The 19,095-nt window shown below is 71.9% G+C and carries 18 protein-coding genes; 14 read left to right on the forward strand and 4 right to left on the reverse strand.

Features of this window, described 5'->3' with window-relative positions:
• Window positions 1–148 precede the first annotated feature (148 nt).
• Complete coding sequence (locus KUM38_RS18430; RefSeq protein ID WP_217130493.1) at window positions 149–601, reverse strand: NUDIX hydrolase; 453 nt, start codon at window positions 599–601, stop codon at window positions 149–151.
• Between the two features lie 259 nt (window positions 602–860).
• Here KUM38_RS18430 and KUM38_RS18435 point away from each other — a divergent pair, with 259 nt between their 5' ends.
• Both KUM38_RS18435 and KUM38_RS18440 read left to right on the forward strand, forming a co-directional pair.
• Window positions 861–1,811: a DMT family transporter gene (locus KUM38_RS18435; RefSeq protein ID WP_217130494.1), complete on the forward strand. Its 951-nt coding sequence runs from the start codon at window positions 861–863 to the stop codon at window positions 1,809–1,811.
• Between the two features lie 485 nt (window positions 1,812–2,296).
• Window positions 2,297–2,491, forward strand: coding sequence for a DUF397 domain-containing protein (locus tag KUM38_RS18440; RefSeq protein WP_217130495.1), 195 nt, complete (start codon window positions 2,297–2,299; stop codon window positions 2,489–2,491).
• 19 nt (window positions 2,492–2,510) lie between these two features.
• On the opposite strand, the gene KUM38_RS18445 is transcribed toward KUM38_RS18440, so the two are convergent.
• On the reverse strand, window positions 2,511–3,353 hold the full coding sequence (locus KUM38_RS18445) for a helix-turn-helix transcriptional regulator (RefSeq protein ID WP_217130496.1): 843 nt from the start codon (window positions 3,351–3,353) through the stop codon (window positions 2,511–2,513).
• Window positions 3,354–3,806: 453 nt separating this feature from the next.
• Between KUM38_RS18445 and KUM38_RS18450 the strand changes: the two genes are divergently transcribed.
• Genes KUM38_RS18450 through KUM38_RS18490 form a run of 9 tightly spaced genes read left to right on the forward strand, consistent with a single transcriptional unit; the run spans window position 3,807 to window position 14,547 of the window.
• Entirely contained in the window at window positions 3,807–4,601 is a 795-nt protein-coding gene (locus KUM38_RS18450) for a TIGR03084 family metal-binding protein (RefSeq protein ID WP_217130497.1), read from the forward strand.
• Window positions 4,598–6,283 (forward strand): acyclic terpene utilization AtuA family protein, encoded by a 1,686-nt coding sequence (locus KUM38_RS18455; protein WP_217130498.1) that lies wholly within the window; start codon window positions 4,598–4,600, stop codon window positions 6,281–6,283. Before KUM38_RS18450 ends, KUM38_RS18455 begins: the two co-directional genes overlap by 4 nt.
• On the forward strand, window positions 6,280–7,878 hold the full coding sequence (locus KUM38_RS18460) for an acyl-CoA carboxylase subunit beta (protein WP_217130499.1): 1,599 nt from the start codon (window positions 6,280–6,282) through the stop codon (window positions 7,876–7,878). The genes KUM38_RS18455 and KUM38_RS18460 overlap by 4 nt, the downstream gene beginning before the upstream one ends.
• Window positions 7,879–7,901: 23 nt before the next feature.
• Window positions 7,902–9,830 carry a biotin carboxylase N-terminal domain-containing protein gene (locus KUM38_RS18465; protein ID WP_308408993.1) on the forward strand — a complete coding sequence of 643 codons (1,929 nt, stop codon included), beginning with the start codon at window positions 7,902–7,904 and terminating at the stop codon, window positions 9,828–9,830.
• Window positions 9,831–9,854: 24 nt separating this feature from the next.
• Window positions 9,855–10,982 carry an acyl-CoA dehydrogenase family protein gene (locus KUM38_RS18470; RefSeq protein WP_217130501.1) on the forward strand — a complete coding sequence of 376 codons (1,128 nt, stop codon included), beginning with the start codon at window positions 9,855–9,857 and terminating at the stop codon, window positions 10,980–10,982.
• A gap of 35 nt (window positions 10,983–11,017) precedes the next feature.
• Window positions 11,018–12,598 carry a 4-coumarate--CoA ligase family protein gene (locus tag KUM38_RS18475; protein ID WP_217130502.1) on the forward strand — a complete coding sequence of 527 codons (1,581 nt, stop codon included), beginning with the start codon at window positions 11,018–11,020 and terminating at the stop codon, window positions 12,596–12,598.
• Entirely contained in the window at window positions 12,595–13,329 is a 735-nt protein-coding gene (locus KUM38_RS18480) for an enoyl-CoA hydratase family protein (RefSeq protein ID WP_217130503.1), read from the forward strand. Before KUM38_RS18475 ends, KUM38_RS18480 begins: the two co-directional genes overlap by 4 nt.
• Window positions 13,317–13,931, forward strand: coding sequence for a TetR/AcrR family transcriptional regulator (locus tag KUM38_RS18485; RefSeq protein ID WP_217130504.1), 615 nt, complete (start codon window positions 13,317–13,319; stop codon window positions 13,929–13,931). Before KUM38_RS18480 ends, KUM38_RS18485 begins: the two co-directional genes overlap by 13 nt.
• 34 nt (window positions 13,932–13,965) lie before the next feature.
• Entirely contained in the window at window positions 13,966–14,547 is a 582-nt protein-coding gene (locus KUM38_RS18490; protein WP_217130505.1) for a hypothetical protein, read from the forward strand.
• Between the two features lie 12 nt (window positions 14,548–14,559).
• Here KUM38_RS18490 and KUM38_RS18495 read toward each other — a convergent pair whose 3' ends face one another.
• Window positions 14,560–14,718, reverse strand: a complete 159-nt coding sequence (locus tag KUM38_RS18495) for a hypothetical protein (RefSeq protein WP_217130506.1) — start codon at window positions 14,716–14,718, stop codon at window positions 14,560–14,562.
• Window positions 14,715–15,401 (reverse strand): pyridoxamine 5'-phosphate oxidase, encoded by a 687-nt coding sequence (gene pdxH, locus KUM38_RS18500; protein WP_217130507.1) that lies wholly within the window; start codon window positions 15,399–15,401, stop codon window positions 14,715–14,717. Before pdxH ends, KUM38_RS18495 begins: the two co-directional genes overlap by 4 nt.
• 274 nt (window positions 15,402–15,675) lie before the next feature.
• Here pdxH and KUM38_RS18505 point away from each other — a divergent pair, with 274 nt between their 5' ends.
• The 3 genes from KUM38_RS18505 (at window position 15,676) to KUM38_RS18515 (ending at window position 19,084) form a co-directional block, all read left to right on the forward strand.
• Complete coding sequence (locus KUM38_RS18505) at window positions 15,676–16,776, forward strand: citrate synthase 2 (protein WP_217130508.1); 1,101 nt, start codon at window positions 15,676–15,678, stop codon at window positions 16,774–16,776.
• A 315-nt stretch (window positions 16,777–17,091) separates the two neighbouring features.
• The gene (locus KUM38_RS18510) at window positions 17,092–17,628 is read left to right on the forward strand and encodes a GNAT family N-acetyltransferase (protein ID WP_217130509.1); all 537 of its coding nucleotides are present in this window, start codon (window positions 17,092–17,094) and stop codon (window positions 17,626–17,628) included.
• A gap of 61 nt (window positions 17,629–17,689) precedes the next feature.
• Window positions 17,690–19,084: a PAS domain-containing protein gene (locus KUM38_RS18515; protein ID WP_217130510.1), complete on the forward strand. Its 1,395-nt coding sequence runs from the start codon at window positions 17,690–17,692 to the stop codon at window positions 19,082–19,084.
• The last annotated feature ends 11 nt before the right edge of the window (window positions 19,085–19,095 follow it).

The following is a 19,095-nucleotide window of genomic DNA, read 5'->3' on the forward strand; positions in this document are numbered from 1 at the left end:
TCCTCGGCGCGCTCAGTTGAGCCGCTGCAGCCCGCGCCCTCGGCTCTCCGCCACCCGCAGCGCGTCGGCGAGGGCCTCGGCTCCTTCGTCGCCGAGCGGCCCGAGGCGTGGTGCCCGCCGGGGTGCCCGCGTGTGCGGGCCGGCGTTCTCAGGGAGCCGTCTCGCCCCGGACCAGCGGGTGGCACACCGGCTGGACGCCCTCCGGGAGGTCGTCCGGGCGGCACCAGCGGGCCTCCAGGATCTCGAAGGGGTCGAGGCGCAGTTCACCGCCCAGCAGGCGGGCCTCGTAGGCCACCTCCATACGCGTACGGAACCCGCTGTTCAGCATGACCAGGCGGCCCACCTCCACGTCGAGGCCGGTCTCCTCCTTGACCTCGCGCACCACGGTCGCCCGGAAGTCCTCGCCCTTGCGGGCGAAGCCGCTCGGCAGGCCCCACTGGCGGCCGGGCGGCCACATCCGGTGCCGGAGCAGCAGCACCCGCCCCTCGTCGTCGCGCACGACGCCGGTCACGCCGACCACGAACTTGGCGTGCAGCAGCCACATGATGCGGCTCTGCGCAGGGCGCAGGAGCCGCCAGAGACGGACAAGGAGTCGTCGCACGGGGCCTCGGATGCTGGGAGCGGTGGCGGGTGTCGGCGGTGGAAACCGTATCTTTCCCGCGCTGCCCGGAGGTGATGCGGTCCGGGGGGTGCCCGGTCCGCGTGACGGACGGAGTTGACCGCGGCGGGGTGCGAGTCGCATGGTCAGGCATGTAGGTGCTTCACGGTGCTGACTCGGTTTAATGCAGTGGACTGAGTAGTGCATCAGGATGCACAATCCCTACAGGCAGGTTTCCGCACCCACGTCCCTGGAAGGCCCCGTGAGCACCCCCAGCGCCGCCACACCGTCCACCACGACAGGGGCGGGGCCGCGCGGCCGTGCGCCCACGCCGGCCGGCGTCCCGCGCGGGCGGGGTTCCCTGGGCCCGGTGGGGCTGGTGCTCGCGGGCGGGATCTCCGTGCAGTTCGGCGGGGCGCTGGCGGTGACGCTGATGCCGCGGGCGGGTGCGCTCGGGGTCGTGACGCTGCGGCTGCTGGTGGCGGCGGTCGTGCTGATGGTGCTGTGCCGGCCCCGGCTGCGCGGGCACTCGCGCGCCGACTGGGGCACGGTGATCGTCTTCGGCATCGCCATGGCCGCGATGAACGGCCTCTTCTACCAGTCCGTCGCGCGCATCCCGCTGGGCCCCGCGGTCACGCTGGAGGTGCTCGGCCCGCTCGCCCTGTCCGTCCTGGCCTCACGGCGTGCGGTCAACCTCGTGTGGGCCGCCCTGGCCCTCGCGGGTGTGTTCCTCCTCGGCGGCGGCAGCTTCAGCAGTCTCGACCCGTTGGGTGTGGTCTTCGCACTGGGTGCCGGCGCCATGTGGGCGGCGTACATCGTCTTCAGCGCACGTACGGGCCGCCGCTTTCCCCAGGCCGACGGGCTCGCCCTCGCCATGGCGGTGGCGGCGGTCCTGTTCCTCCCGCTGGGCGTCGCGGAGTCCGGTACGAAGCTCCTCGATCCGACGGTCCTCGGCCTGGGCGCGGCGGTCGCCGTGCTGTCCTCCGTACTCCCGTACACCCTCGAACTCCTCGCCCTGCGCCGCCTGCCCGCCTCCACCTTCGCGATCCTGATGAGCCTGGAACCGGCCCTCGCGGCCACCGCCGGTTTCCTGATCCTCGACCAGGCCCTCTCCGCCGTGGAGGCCGCCGCCATCGCCCTGGTCATCGCGGCGAGCATGGGGGCGGTGCGGACGCAGGTGGGCCGGGGGCGGGCGAAAGGGCTGGAAGGGTGAACCGGGGCCCGGTGACGGGCCCCGGCGGTGTGTGGCGATTCGGCCAGTTATGCCCTTACCGGCTCTGCAGCCAGGCGACTACCAAGAAGAAGAGGGTGGCTCCGGCCGCCGAGCCGGCCCCTCGCAGGACCTGGACTGCTCCTGCCCGCCCCCAGGTCTTCCAGTACTCGCGGGCTTTCCTCCGGATGACTGTGCCGGAGGAGTCGTTACACTGCATGAGTAGGGTGCCCTTTCTGATCAGTGAGGGTTGCTCTGTCAGGGGAGCCCCGGGCCGGATGCTTGCCGGCTAGGCCTGAGGCTCCCTTTTCTGCTTCGTTGACCACTCCCGTCCCTCTGGGAAGCTGAAATGCCCCCTTTGAGGTGAAAGGGTCAACTTCATCCGCCTTCCTCGCTTTAGTGGATCAATTGCCTTGAAATAATCCTTGTCAGGCAATGTGTGATCACCGATAATTCCCTTTGCCGTGTGTTCACGGGAACATGGAGGTATGGTGACCCGCTCGCGAGGCAAGTGGCAGAAGAGTTCGTACAGTCAGCAGGGTGCCTGTCTGGAAGTGAGGGCCCGGGGTGGAATTTCGATACGTGATTCGAAGCTCTCCCGGGGGGCTTTTGTGACATGCAGTACCCCTGCTTGGGCCGTTTTCGTTGAATTCGTCAGGTCATCTGTGTCCCCCTCTCACTGAAGTGGTTCCGAAGGCGGCGTCATGCGGCCACGACGACGCCTTCGCGGATGTCCTCGGCGACGTTCCGCTCCACATGCCAGAAGGCATCCAGGTAGTCGGCGGGTGAACGCCTGGAACCGTACCTCGGCGTTGCCTCGCTGAGCAGGACCTCCCCGTCGGGGTTTTCCAGATAGGCGACGAGGTCGTCCGAGCCGCCGGCGAATTCGAAGATCTGGTACGGCGTCCGGAACAGGGGATACAGCCCCTTGTGGAAGGGGACGAACTGGATCTGGACGTTCGGGTACTCGTGGGCCCGGAGCAGGGCCTCCAGCTGTTGTTGCATGACGGCCTCGCTTCCGATGGTCCGCCGCAGCACCGACTCGTCGAGGATGAAGAAGAACTCGGCGTCGGTGGACTCCAGGACTCGCTGGCGGCGCATGCGCAGCTCCACGCTCAGTTCCAGCTCCGGGCCTGTCCAGAACTCCCCGAGGATCGCGCGCGCGTATTCCTCGGTCTGGAGAAGTCCTGGCACCACATTGCGTTCGAAGTTGCGCACGATGGAAGCGGATTCCTCGTACGAGACGTACGCCTCGAGTTCCGGGGACATGATGCTTTTGTATGGTGCGTACCAGGATGGTTGACGTGCGGCCTTCGCCAGACTGACCAGTTCCGTCGCCTCATCCCCGCTGATGCCGTAGTGCTGCACCAATGCCATTGCATCCGTAATGCTGATGCCGATTTTCCCGTTCTCGATGCGAATTACCTTCGAGGGTGACCAGCCGAATACTTCTGCAACCTGTTGTTGCGTCATTCCGGAGGTCTCCCGTGCCCGCTTGAGGCGGTCCCGCAGGCGCTGGCGCAGGAACATCGGGTTCTCGGACATGGTCACAGCTGCCCTTTCTCGTCGACGTGGTTACGTGGCCACGTCCGCGGGAGGCGGACGAGGCCGCAGGTGCGACAGGCTATCGGGGGCTATGGCATCGTGCCTGCTGACAGGAGTAACCCCGGCAGGCTGCGTGGTGGCGCGCCGCGCTCTTCTGTCATGACGTGCAGCCGTGTGCCACGTCCATTCAAGTAAGGTCATCCTTACTCACCTCGCATGCTGACAGAAGCATAAATGCTATATAGCACAAGCTTCCATGGCTGAACGTTCAGAGGCAAGGGCTGATCGATCGGGTCTGGTGCGCGAGAGGGGCGTGGATATTCGAAGAGGCTGAAGGGGCAAATGAGTTCCGCTGAAAAATCATGCAAGCAAGCTTGCTTGTTTCCTGGGTGCCTGCCATGCTCCGGTGCACCGCGCCACACCGCCGTGTCCGTGTCCCGAGGGGAGCGCCTCGTGTCCGATCCGACGCCCGTGATCGACGATCTGCGTGAGGAGGGCGAGGAGCTCGACCGGCTCGTGGCCGGGCTCGGCCCCGAGCAGTGGGCGCGGGAGACGCCCGCCGCCGGGTGGACCGTCGCCCATCAGATCGCGCACCTCGCCTGGACCGACCGTTCCGCGCTGCTCTCCGTCACCGACGCGGACGGGTTCCGGACGCTGGTCGAGAAGGCCCTCACCGCCCCGCGCACCTTCGTCGACGAGGGCGCCGAGGAGTACGCCCGGTCCGCGCCCGCCGACCTGCTCGCGCGGTGGCGCGAGGGGCGCGCGGCGCTGGACAAGGCGCTGCGGGAGGCGCCGGCCGGGGCGCGTTTCCCCTGGTACGGGCCGCCCATGTCCGCCGCCTCCATGGCCACCGCCCGCCTCATGGAGACCTGGGCCCATGGACTGGACGTGGCGGACACGATCGGTGTGATGCGGCCACCCACTGAGCGGCTCCGGCATGTGGCGTGGCTCGGGGTGCGGACCCGGGACTTCGCCTACGGGGTGCACGGGCTCACCCCGCCGGCCGATCCCTTCCGCGTCGAGCTGGTCGGACCGGGCGGTGAGCCGTGGGCCTACGGTCCCGAGGGCGCCCCCCAGCGTGTCACCGGGCCCGCGCTCGACTTCTGCCTCCTGGTCACCCAGCGCGCCCACCGCGCCGACCTCGCGCTCACCGCCGACGGCCCCGACGCCGACCGCTGGCTGGACATCGCCCAGGCCTTCGCCGGGCCGGCCGGTGGCGGACGGGAGCCTAAGGGAACCGTTCGGTGAGCGTGCTCCGCATCGGGAACGCCTCCGGCTTCTACGGCGACCGTTTCTCCGCCATGCGCGAGATGCTCACCGGCGGCCCCCTGGACGTCCTCACCGGCGACTACCTCGCCGAGCTGACCATGCTCATCCTCGCCCGCGACCGGCTCAAGGATCCGGACGCCGGGTACGCCCGCACCTTCCTGCGGCAGTTGGAGGAGTGCCTCGGCCTCGCCCACGAGCGGGGCGTGAAGATCGTCGCCAACGCGGGCGGGCTCAACCCCGCCGGACTCGCCGACGCCGTACGCACGCTGGCCGACCGGCTCGGCATCCCCGTGCGGGTCGCGCACGTCGAGGGCGACGACCGCACCGCCGCCCACCCGGGAGCGCTGGCCGCGCACGCCTACCTCGGCGGCTTCGGCGTCGCCGAGTGCCTGCGCGCGGGTGCCGACGTGGTCGTCACCGGGCGGGTCACCGACGCCGCCCTGGTCACCGGGCCCGCCGCCGCGCACTTCGGCTGGAAGCCGACGGAGTACGACCGGCTGGCGGGCGCGGTCGTCGCCGGGCACGTGCTGGAGTGCGGGGCGCAGGCGACCGGCGGGAACTACGCCTTCTTCGGCGAGCGCCGGCCCGGTGAGCTCCGGCGGCCCGGATTCCCCCTCGCCGAGATCCACGCCGACGGCAGCAGCGTCATCACCAAGCACCCCGGAACCGGCGGCTTCGTCGACGTCGGTACCGTCACCGCGCAACTGCTGTACGAGACCGGCGGCGCCCGGTACGCCGGGCCGGACGTCACCGCGCGGCTGGACACCGTCCGGCTCACCCGGGACGGGCCCGACCGGGTGCGCGTCGAAGGCGTCCGGGGGGAAGCCCCACCGCCCACGCTCAAGGTCGGGCTCAACCGGCTGGGCGGGTTCCGCAACGAGGTCGTGTTCGTGCTCACCGGCCTCGACGTCGAGGCCAAGGCGGACCTCGTGCGGGAGCAGATGTCCGACGCGCTCGCCGAGTCGCCGCCCGCCGAAGTGCGCTGGGAGCTGGCCCGCACCGACCGGACCGACGCCGGCACCGAGGAGACCGCCAGCGCGCTGCTGCGGCTCGTCGTACGGGATCCCGCGCAGGAGGCGGTCGGGCGGGTGCTGAGCGGGGCCGCCGTCGAGCTGGCGCTGGCGAGCTATCCCGGATTCCATGTGATGGCGCCACCGGGGAAGGGCTCCCCCTATGGGGTCTTCGAGGATGTGTACGTCTCCCATGGCGACGTCGACCATGTGGCCGTCCTCCACGACGGACGCCGAATCCCCGTGGACCCGCCCCCCGACACCGCCGTACTCGACGACGTACCGGCGCCCGCGCTCCCCGAACCGCTCCCCACGGGACCCACGACACGAGCCCCCCTCGGCCTCGTCGCCGGCGCCCGCAGCGGCGACAAGGGCGGGAACGCCAACGTCGGCGTCTGGGTCCGCTCCGACGACGCCTGGCGGTGGCTCGCGCACGAGCTGACCGTCGAGCGGTTCCGCGAGCTGATCCCCGAGGCCCGCGACCTGCCGGTCACCCGGCACGTACTGCCCCGCCTGCGCGCCCTGAACTTCCTCGTCGAAGGCATCCTCGGCGAGGGCGTCGCCGCGCAGGCCCGCTTCGACCCGCAGGCCAAGGCGCTCGGCGAATGGCTGCGCTCCCGGCACCTCGACATCCCGGAGGCCCTGCTGTGACGGTCCTCGCATCCGCCCTCGACACCACCGGCCCCGATTACCGGGCGCACCGCGACGCCATGCTCGCCAAGCTCGCCGAACTCGACGCCGAACACGCCAAGGCCCTCGCGGGCGGCGGCGAGAAGTACGTCGAGCGGCACCGGAAGCGCGGCAAGCTGCTCGCCCGCGAACGCGTCGAACTGCTCCTCGACCCCGACACGCCCTTCCTGGAGCTCTCCCCGCTGGCCGGCTGGGGGAGCGACCACACCGTCGGCGCCTCGCTCGTCACCGGGATCGGTGTCGTCGAGGGCGTGGAGTGCCTGATCACCGCCAACGACCCGACCGTGCGCGGCGGCGCCAGCAATCCCTGGAGCCTGAAGAAGGCCCTGCGCGCCAACGACATCGCGCTCGCCAACCGGCTGCCCGTGATCAGCCTCGTCGAGTCCGGCGGCGCCGACCTCCCTTCCCAGAAGGAGATCTTCATCCCCGGCGGCGCGATCTTCCGGGACCTGACCCGGCTGTCGGCGGCCGGCATCCCCACCGTCGCCGTCGTCTTCGGCAACTCCACCGCCGGAGGCGCGTACGTCCCCGGCATGTCCGACCACGTGATCATGGTCAAGGAGCGGGCGAAGGTGTTCCTCGGCGGCCCGCCGCTCGTGAAGATGGCCACCGGGGAGGAGAGCGACGACGAGTCCCTGGGCGGCGCGGAGATGCACGCGCGCGTGTCGGGCCTCGCCGACCACTTCGCCGTCGACGAACCGGACGCGCTCCGCCAGGCCCGCCGGGTCGTGGCCCGCCTCAACCACCGCAAGGCGTACGACGATCCGGGACCGGCCGCCCCGCCCAAGTACGACGAGGCCGAACTCCTCGGCATCGTCCCGGGCGATCTGAAGACCCCCTTCGACCCGCGCGAGGTCATCGCGCGGATCGTCGACTCCTCCGACTTCGACGAGTTCAAACCCCTCTACGGCACCAGCCTCACCACCGGCTGGGCCACTCTCCACGGCTATCCCGTCGGCATCCTCGCCAACGCCCGGGGAGTCCTCTTCAGCGAGGAGTCCCAGAAGGCCGCCCAGTTCATCCAGCTCGCCAACCAGCGCGACATCCCGCTGCTCTTCCTGCACAACACCACCGGCTACATGGTCGGCAAGGAGTACGAGCAGGGCGGCATCATCAAGCACGGCGCGATGATGATCAACGCCGTCGGCAACTCGAAGGTCCCCCACCTGTCCGTCCTCATGGGCGCCTCCTACGGCGCCGGGCACTACGGCATGTGCGGCCGCGCCTACGACCCCCGCTTCCTGTTCGCCTGGCCCAGCGCCAAGTCCGCCGTCATGGGCCCGCAGCAGCTCGCCGGCGTGCTGTCCATCGTCGCCCGGCAGTCCGCCGCGGCGAAGGGACGGCCGTACGACGACGAGGCGGACGCGGCGCTGCGCGCCATGGTGGAGCAGCAGATCGAGTCCGAGTCGCTGCCCATGTTCCTGTCCGGGCGGCTGTACGACGACGGCGTCATCGACCCGCGCGACACCCGCACCGTCCTCGGCCTGTGCCTGTCGGCCATCCACACCGCGCCCTACGAGGGCGCGCGCGGTGGCTTCGGCGTCTTCCGGATGTGAGGCCCATGATGCCCGTGATGCCCGTGATTACTTCCGTTCTGGTCGCGAACCGGGGCGAGATCGCCTGCCGCATCGTCCGCACCTGCGGTGAGTTGGGAATCCGGACGGTCGCCGTGCATTCGGACGCCGACGAGAACGCGCTCCACGCGCGCGTGGCGGACACGGCGGTACGACTGCCGGGGACGGCGCCCGCCGACACGTATCTGCGCGGCGACCTGATCGTGAAGGCCGCCCTCGCGTCCGGCGCGGACGCCGTGCACCCCGGCTACGGCTTCCTCTCCGAGAACGCCGACTTCGCGCGGGCCGTCCGGGACGCCGGCCTGGTGTGGATCGGGCCACCCCCGGAGGCGATCGAGGCGATGGCGTCCAAGACGCGCGCCAAGGAACTGATGGGCATCGAGCCCCTGCGCGAGGTCACCGAGTCCGATCTGCCGGTGCTGGTGAAGGCGGCGGCGGGCGGCGGCGGACGCGGGATGCGCGTCGTACGGCGCCTCGCGGACCTGGACGGCGAACGGGACGCCGCCCGCGCGGAGGCCGCGAGCGCCTTCGGCGACGGCGAGGTGTTCGTCGAGCCGTACGTGGAGGGCGGCCGGCACGTCGAGGTACAGGTGCTCGCCGACACGCACGGCACGGTGTGGGTGCTCGGCACCCGTGACTGCTCCCTCCAGCGCCGCCACCAGAAGGTGATCGAGGAGGCCCCGGCACCGGGGCTGACCGCACGGCTCACCGGGGAGCTCCACGCCCTCGCCGTACGCGCCGCGCGTGCCGTCTCCTACGTCGGCGCCGGAACCGTCGAGTTCCTCGTCGCGGGGGAGCGGGCGCACTTCCTGGAGATGAACACCCGCCTCCAGGTGGAGCATCCGGTGACGGAGGCCGTCTTCGGGATCGATCTCGTCGCCGAGCAGATCCGCGTCGCCGAGGGCCACGCCCTCTCGGGCGACCCGCCACGCGCGCGTGGACACGCCGTCGAGGCCCGCCTCTACGCCGAGGACCCGTCCCGGGAGTGGGCCCCGCAGACCGGCCGTCTGCACCGCCTCGCCGTCCCCGGCGCCGTGCGCCTGGACACCGGCTACACGGACGGCGACGACATCGGCGTCCACTACGACCCCCTGCTCGCCAAGGTCGTCGCCCACGCCCCCACCCGCGCGGAGGCGGTCCGCAAGCTGGCCGCGGCGCTGGAACGCGCGGTGATCCACGGCCCCGTCACCAACCGGGACCTCCTCGTCCGCTCCCTGCGGCACGAGGAGTTCGCGGAAGCCCGTACGGACACCGGCTTCTACGACCGCCACCTGCCCGAGCTGACCGCCCCGGCCCCCGACCCGTACGCCCCGCTCGCCGCCGCCCTCGCCGACGCCCACGGCCGCTCCCGCTTCGGCGGCTGGCGCAACCTGCCCTCGCAGCCGCAGACGAAGCGGTACGCGATGGCCGGCGAGGAGCACGAGGTCCGCTACCGGCACACGCGCGACGGCCTCACGGCCGACGGGGTGCGGGTCGTGCACGCCGACGCGGGGCTCGTGATCCTGGACGTGGACGGCGTACGGCGCCGCTACGAGGTCAGCCGCTACGGCGACCGGGTGTACGTGGGCGCCACCGCCCTCACCGCCCTGCCCCGCTTCCCCGACCCCACCGTCCAGCACGCCCCCGGTTCCCTCCTGGCCCCCATGCCGGGCACGGTCGTCCGCGTCGCGGAGGGCCTGACCGAGGGAGCGGCGGTGGAGGCCGGACAGCCCCTGTTGTGGCTGGAGGCGATGAAGATGCAGCACAGGATCACGGCCCCGGTCAGGGGAGTTGTGAGGGTCCTCCATGCGGCTCCGGGCCGTCAGGTGGAGGTCGGCACCCTACTGGCGGTCGTGGAGGCAACCCCTCCAGGGGCGCGGGGCCGCACTGAACATGCGGCTCCGCCGCGTGAGCGCGACCAGTCCGAGACAACCCGCACCCTTCCGACGACCTGAAGCCCCTCCCCCTCAGGAGCGCTCATGCCGGTGATCGAATCAGAGGAACACAAGGCCCTCCGCGAAGCGGTCGCCGCGTTCGCGACCAACAACCCCCGTACCGACAACACCGAGTTCTGGAAGAACGCCGCCGCGCTCGGCTACATCGGCGTCAACCTGCCGGAGGCGTACGGCGGCGGTGGCGGCGGCATCACCGAACTCTCCCTCGTGCTCGAGGAGATGGGCGCCGCCGGCAATCCCCTGCTGATGATGATCGTCTCCCCGGCGATCTGCGGCACCGTCATCTCCCGTTTCGGCACCGAGGCCCAGAAACGGGAGTGGCTGCCCGCCCTGGCCGACGGCAGCCGCCTGATGGCCTTCGGCATCACCGAACCCGACGCCGGGTCCAACAGCCACCGCATCACCACGACGGCCCGCAAGGACGGCACCGACTGGCTCCTCACCGGCCGCAAGGTGTTCGTCTCCGGCGTCGACATCGCCGACGCCACCCTCATCGTGGGCCGCACGGAGGACGCCCGCACCGGACGCCTCAAGCCCTGTCTGTTCATCGTCCCGCGCGACACCCCCGGCTTCGGGCGCCGGAAGATCGACATGGAACTCAACGCCGCCGAGAAGCAGTTCGAGCTGACCCTCGACGACGTACGGCTGCCCGCCGACGCGCTCGTCGGCGACGAGGACGCGGGCCTGCTCCAGCTCTTCGCCGGCCTCAACCCCGAACGCGTCATGACGGCCGCGTTCGCGATCGGCATGGGCCGCTACGCGCTCGCCCGCGCCGTCGAGTACGCGCGTGAGCGCACCGTCTGGAACGCCCCCATCGGCGCCCACCAGGCGATCGCGCACCCCCTCGCCCAGGCGCACATCGACCTCGAACTGGCCCGCCTGATGACGCAGAAGGCCGCGCACCTCTACGACGCCGGTGACGACGTGGGCGCGGGCGAGGCCGCCAACATGGCCAAGTACGCGGCGGCCGAGGCCTGTGTGAAGGCCGTCGACCAGGCCGTGCACACCCTCGGCGGGAACGGCCTCACGCGCGAGTTCGGGCTCGCCTCGCTGATCACCGCCGCACGCGTGTCCCGTATCGCCCCGGTGAGCCGGGAGATGATCCTCAACTACGTCTCCCACCAGACCCTGGGCCTTCCCAAGTCGTACTAGGCGCTCATGGCCCCCTCGGCCGTCTTGGAGGAACCGTGTTCCGAAGCGAGTACGCAGACGTCCCGCCGGTAGAACTCCCCATCCACGACGCGGTGCTCGCCCGGGCCGCCGAGTTCGGGAGCACCCCGGCACTGATCGACGGCACCGACGGCACCACCCTCACCTATGAGCAGGTGGACCGCTTCCACCGGCGGGTCGCCGCGGGGCTGGCCGAGGCGGGCGTGCGCAAGGGGGACGTGCTCGCCCTGCACAGCCCCAACACGGTCGCCTTCCCCACCGCGTTCTACGCGGCCACCCGCGCGGGTGCCGCCGTCACCACCGTGCACCCCCTGGCCACCGCCGAGGAGTTCGGCAAGCAGCTGAAGGACTGCGCGGCCCGCTGGATCGTCACCGTCTCACCGCTGCTGGACACCGCGCGGAGGGCCGCCGAACTGGCCGGCGGGATCGAGGAGATCCTCGTCTGCGACAGCGCGCCCGGACACCGTTCCCTGATCGACATGCTGGCCTCCACCGCGCCCGAGCCGGTGGTCGGCATCGACCCGGTCGAGGACGTCGCCGCCCTGCCGTACTCCTCCGGCACCACCGGCGTCCCCAAGGGGGTGATGCTCACCCACCGCCAGATCGCCACCAACCTCGCGCAGCTCCAGCCGCTGATCACGGCGGGTCCCGGCGACCGCATACTCGCCGTCCTGCCGTTCTTCCACATCTACGGGCTCACGGCCCTGATGAACGCCCCGCTCCGGCAGGGCGCCACCGTCGTCGTCCTGCCGCGCTTCGACCTGGAGACGTTCCTCGCGGCCATCCAGAACCACCGCATCACCGGCCTGTACGTGGCCCCGCCGATCGTCCTGGCCCTCGCCAAGCACCCCCTGGTCGCCCGGTACGACCTGTCGTCCCTGAAGTACGTCGTCAGCGCCGCCGCGCCCCTGGACGCGAGCCTCGCCGCCGCCTGCTCGCGGCGGCTCGGGCTGCCGCCCGTCGGCCAGGCGTACGGCATGACGGAACTGTCGCCCGGCACCCACGTCGTCCCCCTGGACGCCATGAGCGACGCGCCCCCCGGCACGGTCGGCAAGCTCATCGCCGGCACCGAGATGCGGATCGTCTCCCTCGACGACCCCGGCAAGGACCTCGGACCCGGCGAGTCCGGCGAGATCCTCATCCGCGGGCCCCAGGTCATGAAGGGCTACCTCGGCCGCCCCGACGCCACCGCCGCGATGATCGACGGGGACGGCTGGCTGCACACCGGCGACGTCGGCCACGTCGACGAGGGAGGCTGGCTCTTCGTCGTGGACCGGGTGAAGGAACTGATCAAGTACAAGGGCTTCCAGGTCGCCCCCGCCGAACTCGAGGCGCTGCTCCTCACCCATCCCGGCATCGCCGACGCCGCCGTCATCGGCGTCTACAACGAGGACGGCAACGAGGTCCCGCACGCCCACGTCGTCCGTCAGCCGTCCGCCCCGGAGCTCTCCGCGGGCGAGGTCATGAGGTACGTCGCCGAGCACGTCGCCCCGTACAAGCGCATCCGGCACGTCACCTTCATCGACGGCGTCCCGCGCGCCGCCTCCGGAAAGATCCTGCGCCGTGAGCTCCGCGCGGCGCACGAGGAGCCCTCGTGACCCTGATCGGCCGCACCCGCGCGCGGGGCGTCGAGACGCTCCGCCTCGACGCCCCGGAGCGCCGCAACGCCCTGTCCGCCGCCCTCGTCGGCGAACTGGCCGACGCGCTCACCGACGCCGGCGAGGACACCGGCGTCCGCGCGGTGGTCCTCACCCACACCGGCAACACCTTCAGCGCGGGCGCGGACCTGCGCGACCCGCCTGCGCCCGAGGCGCTGGTGGGCCTGTTGCGGGGGATCGTCGAGCTGCCCAAACCGGTCCTCGCGCGGGTCACCGGGCACGTCCGCGCGGGCGGCCTGGGCCTGCTCGCGGCCTGCGACATCGCCGTCGCCTCCCGCGCGGCGACGTTCGCCTTCACCGAGGTCCGCATCGGGGTCGCCCCGGCCGTGATCTCGCTGCCGCTGCTGCCCCGCACCGACCCGCGCGCCCTGGCCCGCTACTACCTCACCGGCGAACGCCTCGACACCGCCGAGGCCGCCCGCATCGGCCTGCTCACCGCCGCCGGTGACGACGTGGACGAGGTCCTCGCCCCGATCCTCGACGGCCTGCGCAGATCCGCCCCCGGCGCCCTGGCCGAGACGAAACGGCTGCTCACGGCTAGGGTGCTGGAGACCTTCGACCGGGACGCGGCCGACCTGACCGCGCTCTCGGCGCGCCTCTTCGCCTCCGCCCACGCGCGCGAGGGAATGACGGCCTTCCTCGAACGACGGGATCCGGAATGGGTGGTGTGAGCACGGCCGACCGTGCGGAACGAGTCCCCAAGCAGGACCGCAGCCGGGCCACCCGGCAGCGGCTCCTGGAGGCCGCCGTGGCCTGCCTCGCGGAGCACGGCTGGGCGGGCTCCACGGTCTCCGTCGTCGCCGAACGCGCGGGCGTCTCCCGGGGGGCCGCCCAGCACCACTTCCCGACCCGTGAGGACCTCTTCACGGCCGCCGTCGAGTACGTCGCAGAGGAGCGCTCCACCGCCCTGCGCGCCCTGTTCCCGGAGGGCGCCGCGGCCGGCGACCGCCGTGCGGTGATCGCGGCCCTCGTCGACCTCTACACCGGCCCCGTCTTCCGCGCGGCCCTCCACCTCTGGGTCGCCGCCTCCAACGAGGAGCAGCTGCGTCCGCGCGTGACCGAGCTGGAGTCGCGCGTCGGCCGCGAGAGCCACCGCATCGCCGTCGACCTCCTCGGCGCCGACGAGTCCCGCCCCGGCGTCCGCGAAACCGTCCAGGGCCTCCTCGACATGGCCCGGGGCCTCGGTCTCGCCAACCTGCTCACCGACGACGGAGCCCGCCGCGAGCGGGTGGTGGCGCAGTGGGCGGTGCTGCTGGACGGGGCGCTGGACTGAGGGCGTTGTCGGTGGCGGGGCCTACGGTCTCCGCATGGGTGACTACTTCCAGACGATCGTCGACCTCGACGCCGGCGCCGACGAGGCGGCGGAACTCGCGGACCGCGTGGTCGCGTGGCTGGTGGACGAGGGCATCGTCCTCGCCGAGCGCACCGGCTGCGTCCTCGGGCAGCCGCTCGGGCATCCGCCCGGTCCGAACTGGCACCGCGCCGTGGCGGAGGACGACGCCGACCGGGAGCCGTGGGACGGACTGGCCGTGGAGGTGGGGCGCACCGTCTTCGACGCCGGCCAGGGCGATCCCGAGGCGGTGACCTGCCCGCGGTGCGCGGCCACCATGCGGCTGGTCACGGACACCTGGGACACGATCGACGACGCCTGGGCGCCCTTCCGCGCGGCCATGGAGACCTGGGACGAGACCGGGGAGGCGCAGGTCGTCTGCCCCGCCTGCGCCGAGTCCGTCCCGCTGCCGGAGTGGCGGTGGGCCGACGACTACTTCGCCTTCGCCCACCTCGGCTTCGAGTTCTGGAACTGGCCCGAGTTCACGCCGGAATTCCTGACCCGGTTCTCCCACGCCCTCGGCGGCCACCGCGTCGGACGCGTGGGGGGCAAGCTGTGAGAACGCGCGCGATCACGCCCGCTCGCGGGCCTCGCGCACCGCGCGGAGGACGTCGGTGACGTCGTCCGCCGTGCCCTCACCCCGCGAGGCGAGGGCGCGGGCCTCGACCGCCGCCTCGGCCGGCGACAGCGCCGCCTCCCCGTCTCGCGCACGGGACTCCTGCTCGTTCACGGGCTGAGCCTCTCCACCCGCCAGCCCCCGCCCGCCCCGGCGACGTACCGCAGGCGGTCGTGCAGGCGGTTCTCCCGGCCCTGCCAGAACTCCACCGTCTCCGGGACCACCCGGAAGCCGCCCCAGTGGGGCGGTACCGGTACCTGCTCGTGTTCCGGGTAGCGCGCCGCCAGGCCGGCGTAGGACGCGTCCAGTTCCGCGCGGCCGGCGATCACCGACGACTGGCCGCTGGCCCACGCGCCGAGCTGTGAGCCGTGCGGGCGGGTGCGGAAGTAGGCGGCCGTCTCGTCGCGGCCGGTGCGGCGCGCGGTGCCGGTGACGATGACCTGCCGGGCCATCGGGTGCCAGGGGAAGAGGAGCGAGACATGGGGGTTCTCCGCCAGGTCGCGGCCCTTGCGGGAGTCGTAGTTCGTGTAGAAGACGAACCCGTCGTCGTCGAAGTGCTTCAGCAGCACCGTGCGCGAGCTGGGCCGTCCCTCCGCGTCCGCCGTCGAGACGATCATGGCGTTCGGTTCGAACAGCCCGCCGTCCGTCGCGGCCTGTTTGAACCAGCGCGCGAACTGTTCGACGGGAGTGGCGGCCAGGTCGGTCTCGGAGAGCCCCTCGGTCCGGTACTGCTTGCGCATCGAGGCGAGAGCGAAGGGGACGGCGTCTCGGTCGGTCACGCCGTCATCCTGCCGCATGCGCGAAGCCCATGGGGGCACGGTGTCCTTCGTCACGCGATGGCACTGAGTGCCGCGGACCCTCCTCAAAGATGGCACTCGGGGATATCGTGCTGCCACTGATCCGGTTGGGTGACCGCCAGCCGGGCATCACAGGGGTGACGTCCCGGACCGCGAGTCCGTTCGAACGGACCGTGGATCCACCGGACGCGCGCCTTCGCTTCCGCCGACTTCCGACACATGGTCGTCCCACCCCACAACACCATCTGTCACCCACCTCACAAGGAGCCGCCAGATGTCCGACTTCGTACCCGGGCTCGAAGGAGTCGTCGCGTTCGAGACGGAGATCGCCGAACCCGACAAGGAGGGCGGCGCCCTGCGGTACCGGGGCGTCGACATCGAGGATCTGGTCGGGCACGTCTCCTTCGGCAACGTCTGGGGACTGCTCGTCGACGGGGCGTTCAACCCCGGACTGCCGCCCGCCGAGCCGTTCCCGATCCCCGTGCACTCCGGCGACATCCGCGTCGACGTGCAGTCCGCGCTGGCCATGCTGGCACCCGTGTGGGGCCTGAAACCGCTCCTCGACATCGATGCCGAGCAGGCCCGCGACGACCTCGCCCGCGCCGCCGTCATGGCCCTGTCCTACGTCGCCCAGTCCGCGCGCGGCCAGGGCCTGCCCATGGTGCCGCAGCGCGAGATAGACAGGGCCGAGTCCATCGTCGAACGCTTCATGATCCGCTGGCGCGGCGAGCCCGACCCCAGGCACGTCGCGGCCGTCGACGCGTACTGGACGTCGGCCGCCGAGCACGGCATGAACGCCTCCACGTTCACCGCGCGGGTCATCGCCTCGACCGGCGCGGACGTCGCGGCGGCCCTCTCGGGCGCCGTCGGCGCCATGTCGGGACCGCTGCACGGCGGCGCGCCCTCGCGCGTCCTGGGCATGATCGAGGAGATCGAGCGCACCGGGGACGCCGAGGCGTACGTCCGGCAGGCCCTCGACAAGGGCGAGCGCCTCATGGGCTTCGGCCACCGCGTCTACCGCGCGGAGGACCCCCGCGCCCGCGTCCTGCGCCGCACCGCCCGTGAACTCGGCGCCCCGCGCTTCGAGGTCGCCGAAGCCCTGGAGAAGGCCGCCCTGGCCGAGCTCCACGCCCGCCGCCCCGACCGGGTCCTCGCCACCAACGTGGAGTTCTGGGCGGCCATCGTGCTGGACTTCGCCGAAGTCCCGGCACACATGTTCACCTCGATGTTCACCTGCGCCCGTACGGCCGGCTGGTCGGCGCACATCCTGGAGCAGAAGCGCACGGGCCGCCTGGTCCGGCCCTCGGCCCGCTACGTCGGCCCGGGCACGCGCGACCCGCGCGAGATCGAGGGATACACGGACATCGCCCACTGAGCGGGGCCCGGAGAACGCAGGCGACCCGCGAGTCTGGTTCCTCCCTGGGGAGGAGCCGGCCGGACGTTACCGGCGACTCGCGGGTCGGGTGACTGCGTTGGATTGGGCCGGTTGCGTGTATCTCGCACACGCCGGTCCGGCGCCGAACCGAGTACGACGGCGGGCTACTGGCCCGCAGCCACCTCTTCCGTCCGGTTGTCATACATCTGCCGAACCACCTCCCTTCTGAAGTACCGCCCACCTTAAGAACCGGCTCTCGCCGTATCAACCGCTTTTTTCGTTGACCTCCGCGCGGGGGCGCGGTTGGCTTGCCGGATGAGTGATCTTCGTATCGAGGTCGTGGCCGGCGACGCCATGCTGGAGCAGTGGCGGCACGTCCACAACGTGATCGTGCCGCCCGCCGCGATGACGCTCGACGAGGTGCGGGAGCGCGTCGCGCGCGGGTACCGGCTGGAGAACGCGTACGCCGGTGACGTGCTGGTCGGCTGCTCGACGGTGCGGCCCCCGCAGGGGGAGGACGCCGTGGTGACCGTCATCGCGCGGGTGCTGCCCGGGCACCGGCGCAGGGGATACGGGACGGCGCTCTACGCGTCGGGGATCGCACACGCGCGCGCGGCGGGCGCCGGGGCCGTCGAGACCGTGGTCCTGGCCGCCAACGAGGACGGCGTACGGTTCGCTCGCGCGCGGGGCTTCGACGAGGTCGAGCGATACGTTCTGCCGGGGGAGAGCGAGCTGTGGCTGACGCTGCGACTGGCGCCTTTTCCCTCGTGGACGGGCGGATCGGGCGGTGCCGTACAACGATTCTCTCAATCTTGCGGGAACTCGATGTGCGCTGCGTCACGTTCAAGTTGAATGATTGCAAGTGAGTGAACCGTCGTGCCGTACGTGCGGACGCAGCCTGCAGGGGGTCCAGGTGAGTGCTTCCCGGCGTAGTGGGACCACCGACGAGCTGGGGCCGGACGAGCCCGAGCCCGCGCGGGAGGGGTCGGACGGCTCCGACCTCCTCGCCGCGCTGCTCGACGGCATGGACGCCGCCCTGTGCGCCTTCGACGCGGACGGGACGGTCACGCACTGGAACCGTGAGGCGGAGCGGATCCTCGGCTGGACCGCCGGCGAGGCGGTGGGCCGGGCCGGGTTCGCCGGGTGGGCCGTGCGCAGCGCGGACGCCGAGGAGGTCGAGGCGCGGCTGATGTCGGCCATGGACGCGCCGGGCCGGCAGGTGAACGAGTTCGCGCTGCTGACGAAGGACGGCGGCCGGGTGCTGGTGCGGACGCAGTCCGCGGCGGTGCGCGGGCCGGACGGGAAGCCGGCGGGGGTGTACTGCGCGTTCAGCGAGGTGCACGCGCAGATCGACCTGGAGCGGTCGATCGCGCTGAGCGAGGCGCTGCTGGAGGAGGCGAGCTGGGGGGTCGTCCTGGTCGACGCCGATCTGCGGCCCGCGGTGGTGAACCCGCACGCCGCGCGGGCGCTGGGCACGGGGCGGACGTCGGTACTGGGACGGCCGCTGGGGGAGCTGCTGGCGCAGGGCGCGGAGGAGCTGGAGAGCGCGCTCACCCATGTGCTCGCGGAGGGGGCGCCGCCCGCGCCGGCCGAGCTGTGGGTGAGTGTGCGCACGCCGGAGGGCGAGCGGCGGCGGTGCTGGCGGAGCGGGTTCGTGCGGCTGTCGTCACCGCTGGCGGAGGAACCGGTTCCGCTGGGGGTCGGCTGGCTGTTCCAGGACGTGACCGAGTCCCGGCAGGGCGAGCAGGAGGCGTCGCTGCTGCGGTTCCGCGCGCAGCAGCTGCACCGCGCGGCGCGCGCGGCGGCGGAGTGCGAGGACCCGGCGGAGGCGGCGACGGTCCACCTGGACTTCGCGCTGGCCGGGTTCGCCGACCACGCGCTGATCGACCGGGTGGCCGACGGCGGCCAGGACACCGACCGGGTGCGACTGGTACGGATCGCCGCCACCCCGTCCGGCGCACCGGGACCGAGCAGGCTCGCCGGGCGGGCGGGGCTGCCGGTGCGGTACGACGAGGGGCATCCGGCGGTGCAGTGCGTGGAGCGGGTCGGGACGGTGCGGGCCGATGCCGGCTCCATGGGCACCGAGGAGGCGCGGGCGTGGGCGCTGTCCCGGCAGTGGCCGGGGGACGCGGTGCACGCCCTGTGCACGGTGCTGCGGAGCCGGGGACGCACGCTTGGTGCCGTGACGTTTCTGCGGGGGGCGGGTCGCAGCGCGTTCGAACGCTCCGACACGATGTACGCGGAGGATGTGGCGGTCCGCATCGCCACGGCCCTGGACCTGGCGGCCCTCCTCACCACCGACCGCTGACCCCCGGCCGG

The sequence above is a fragment of the Streptomyces sp. AC558_RSS880 genome, assembly GCF_019049255.1.
Classification (GTDB): Bacteria; Actinomycetota; Actinomycetes; order Streptomycetales; family Streptomycetaceae; genus Streptomyces.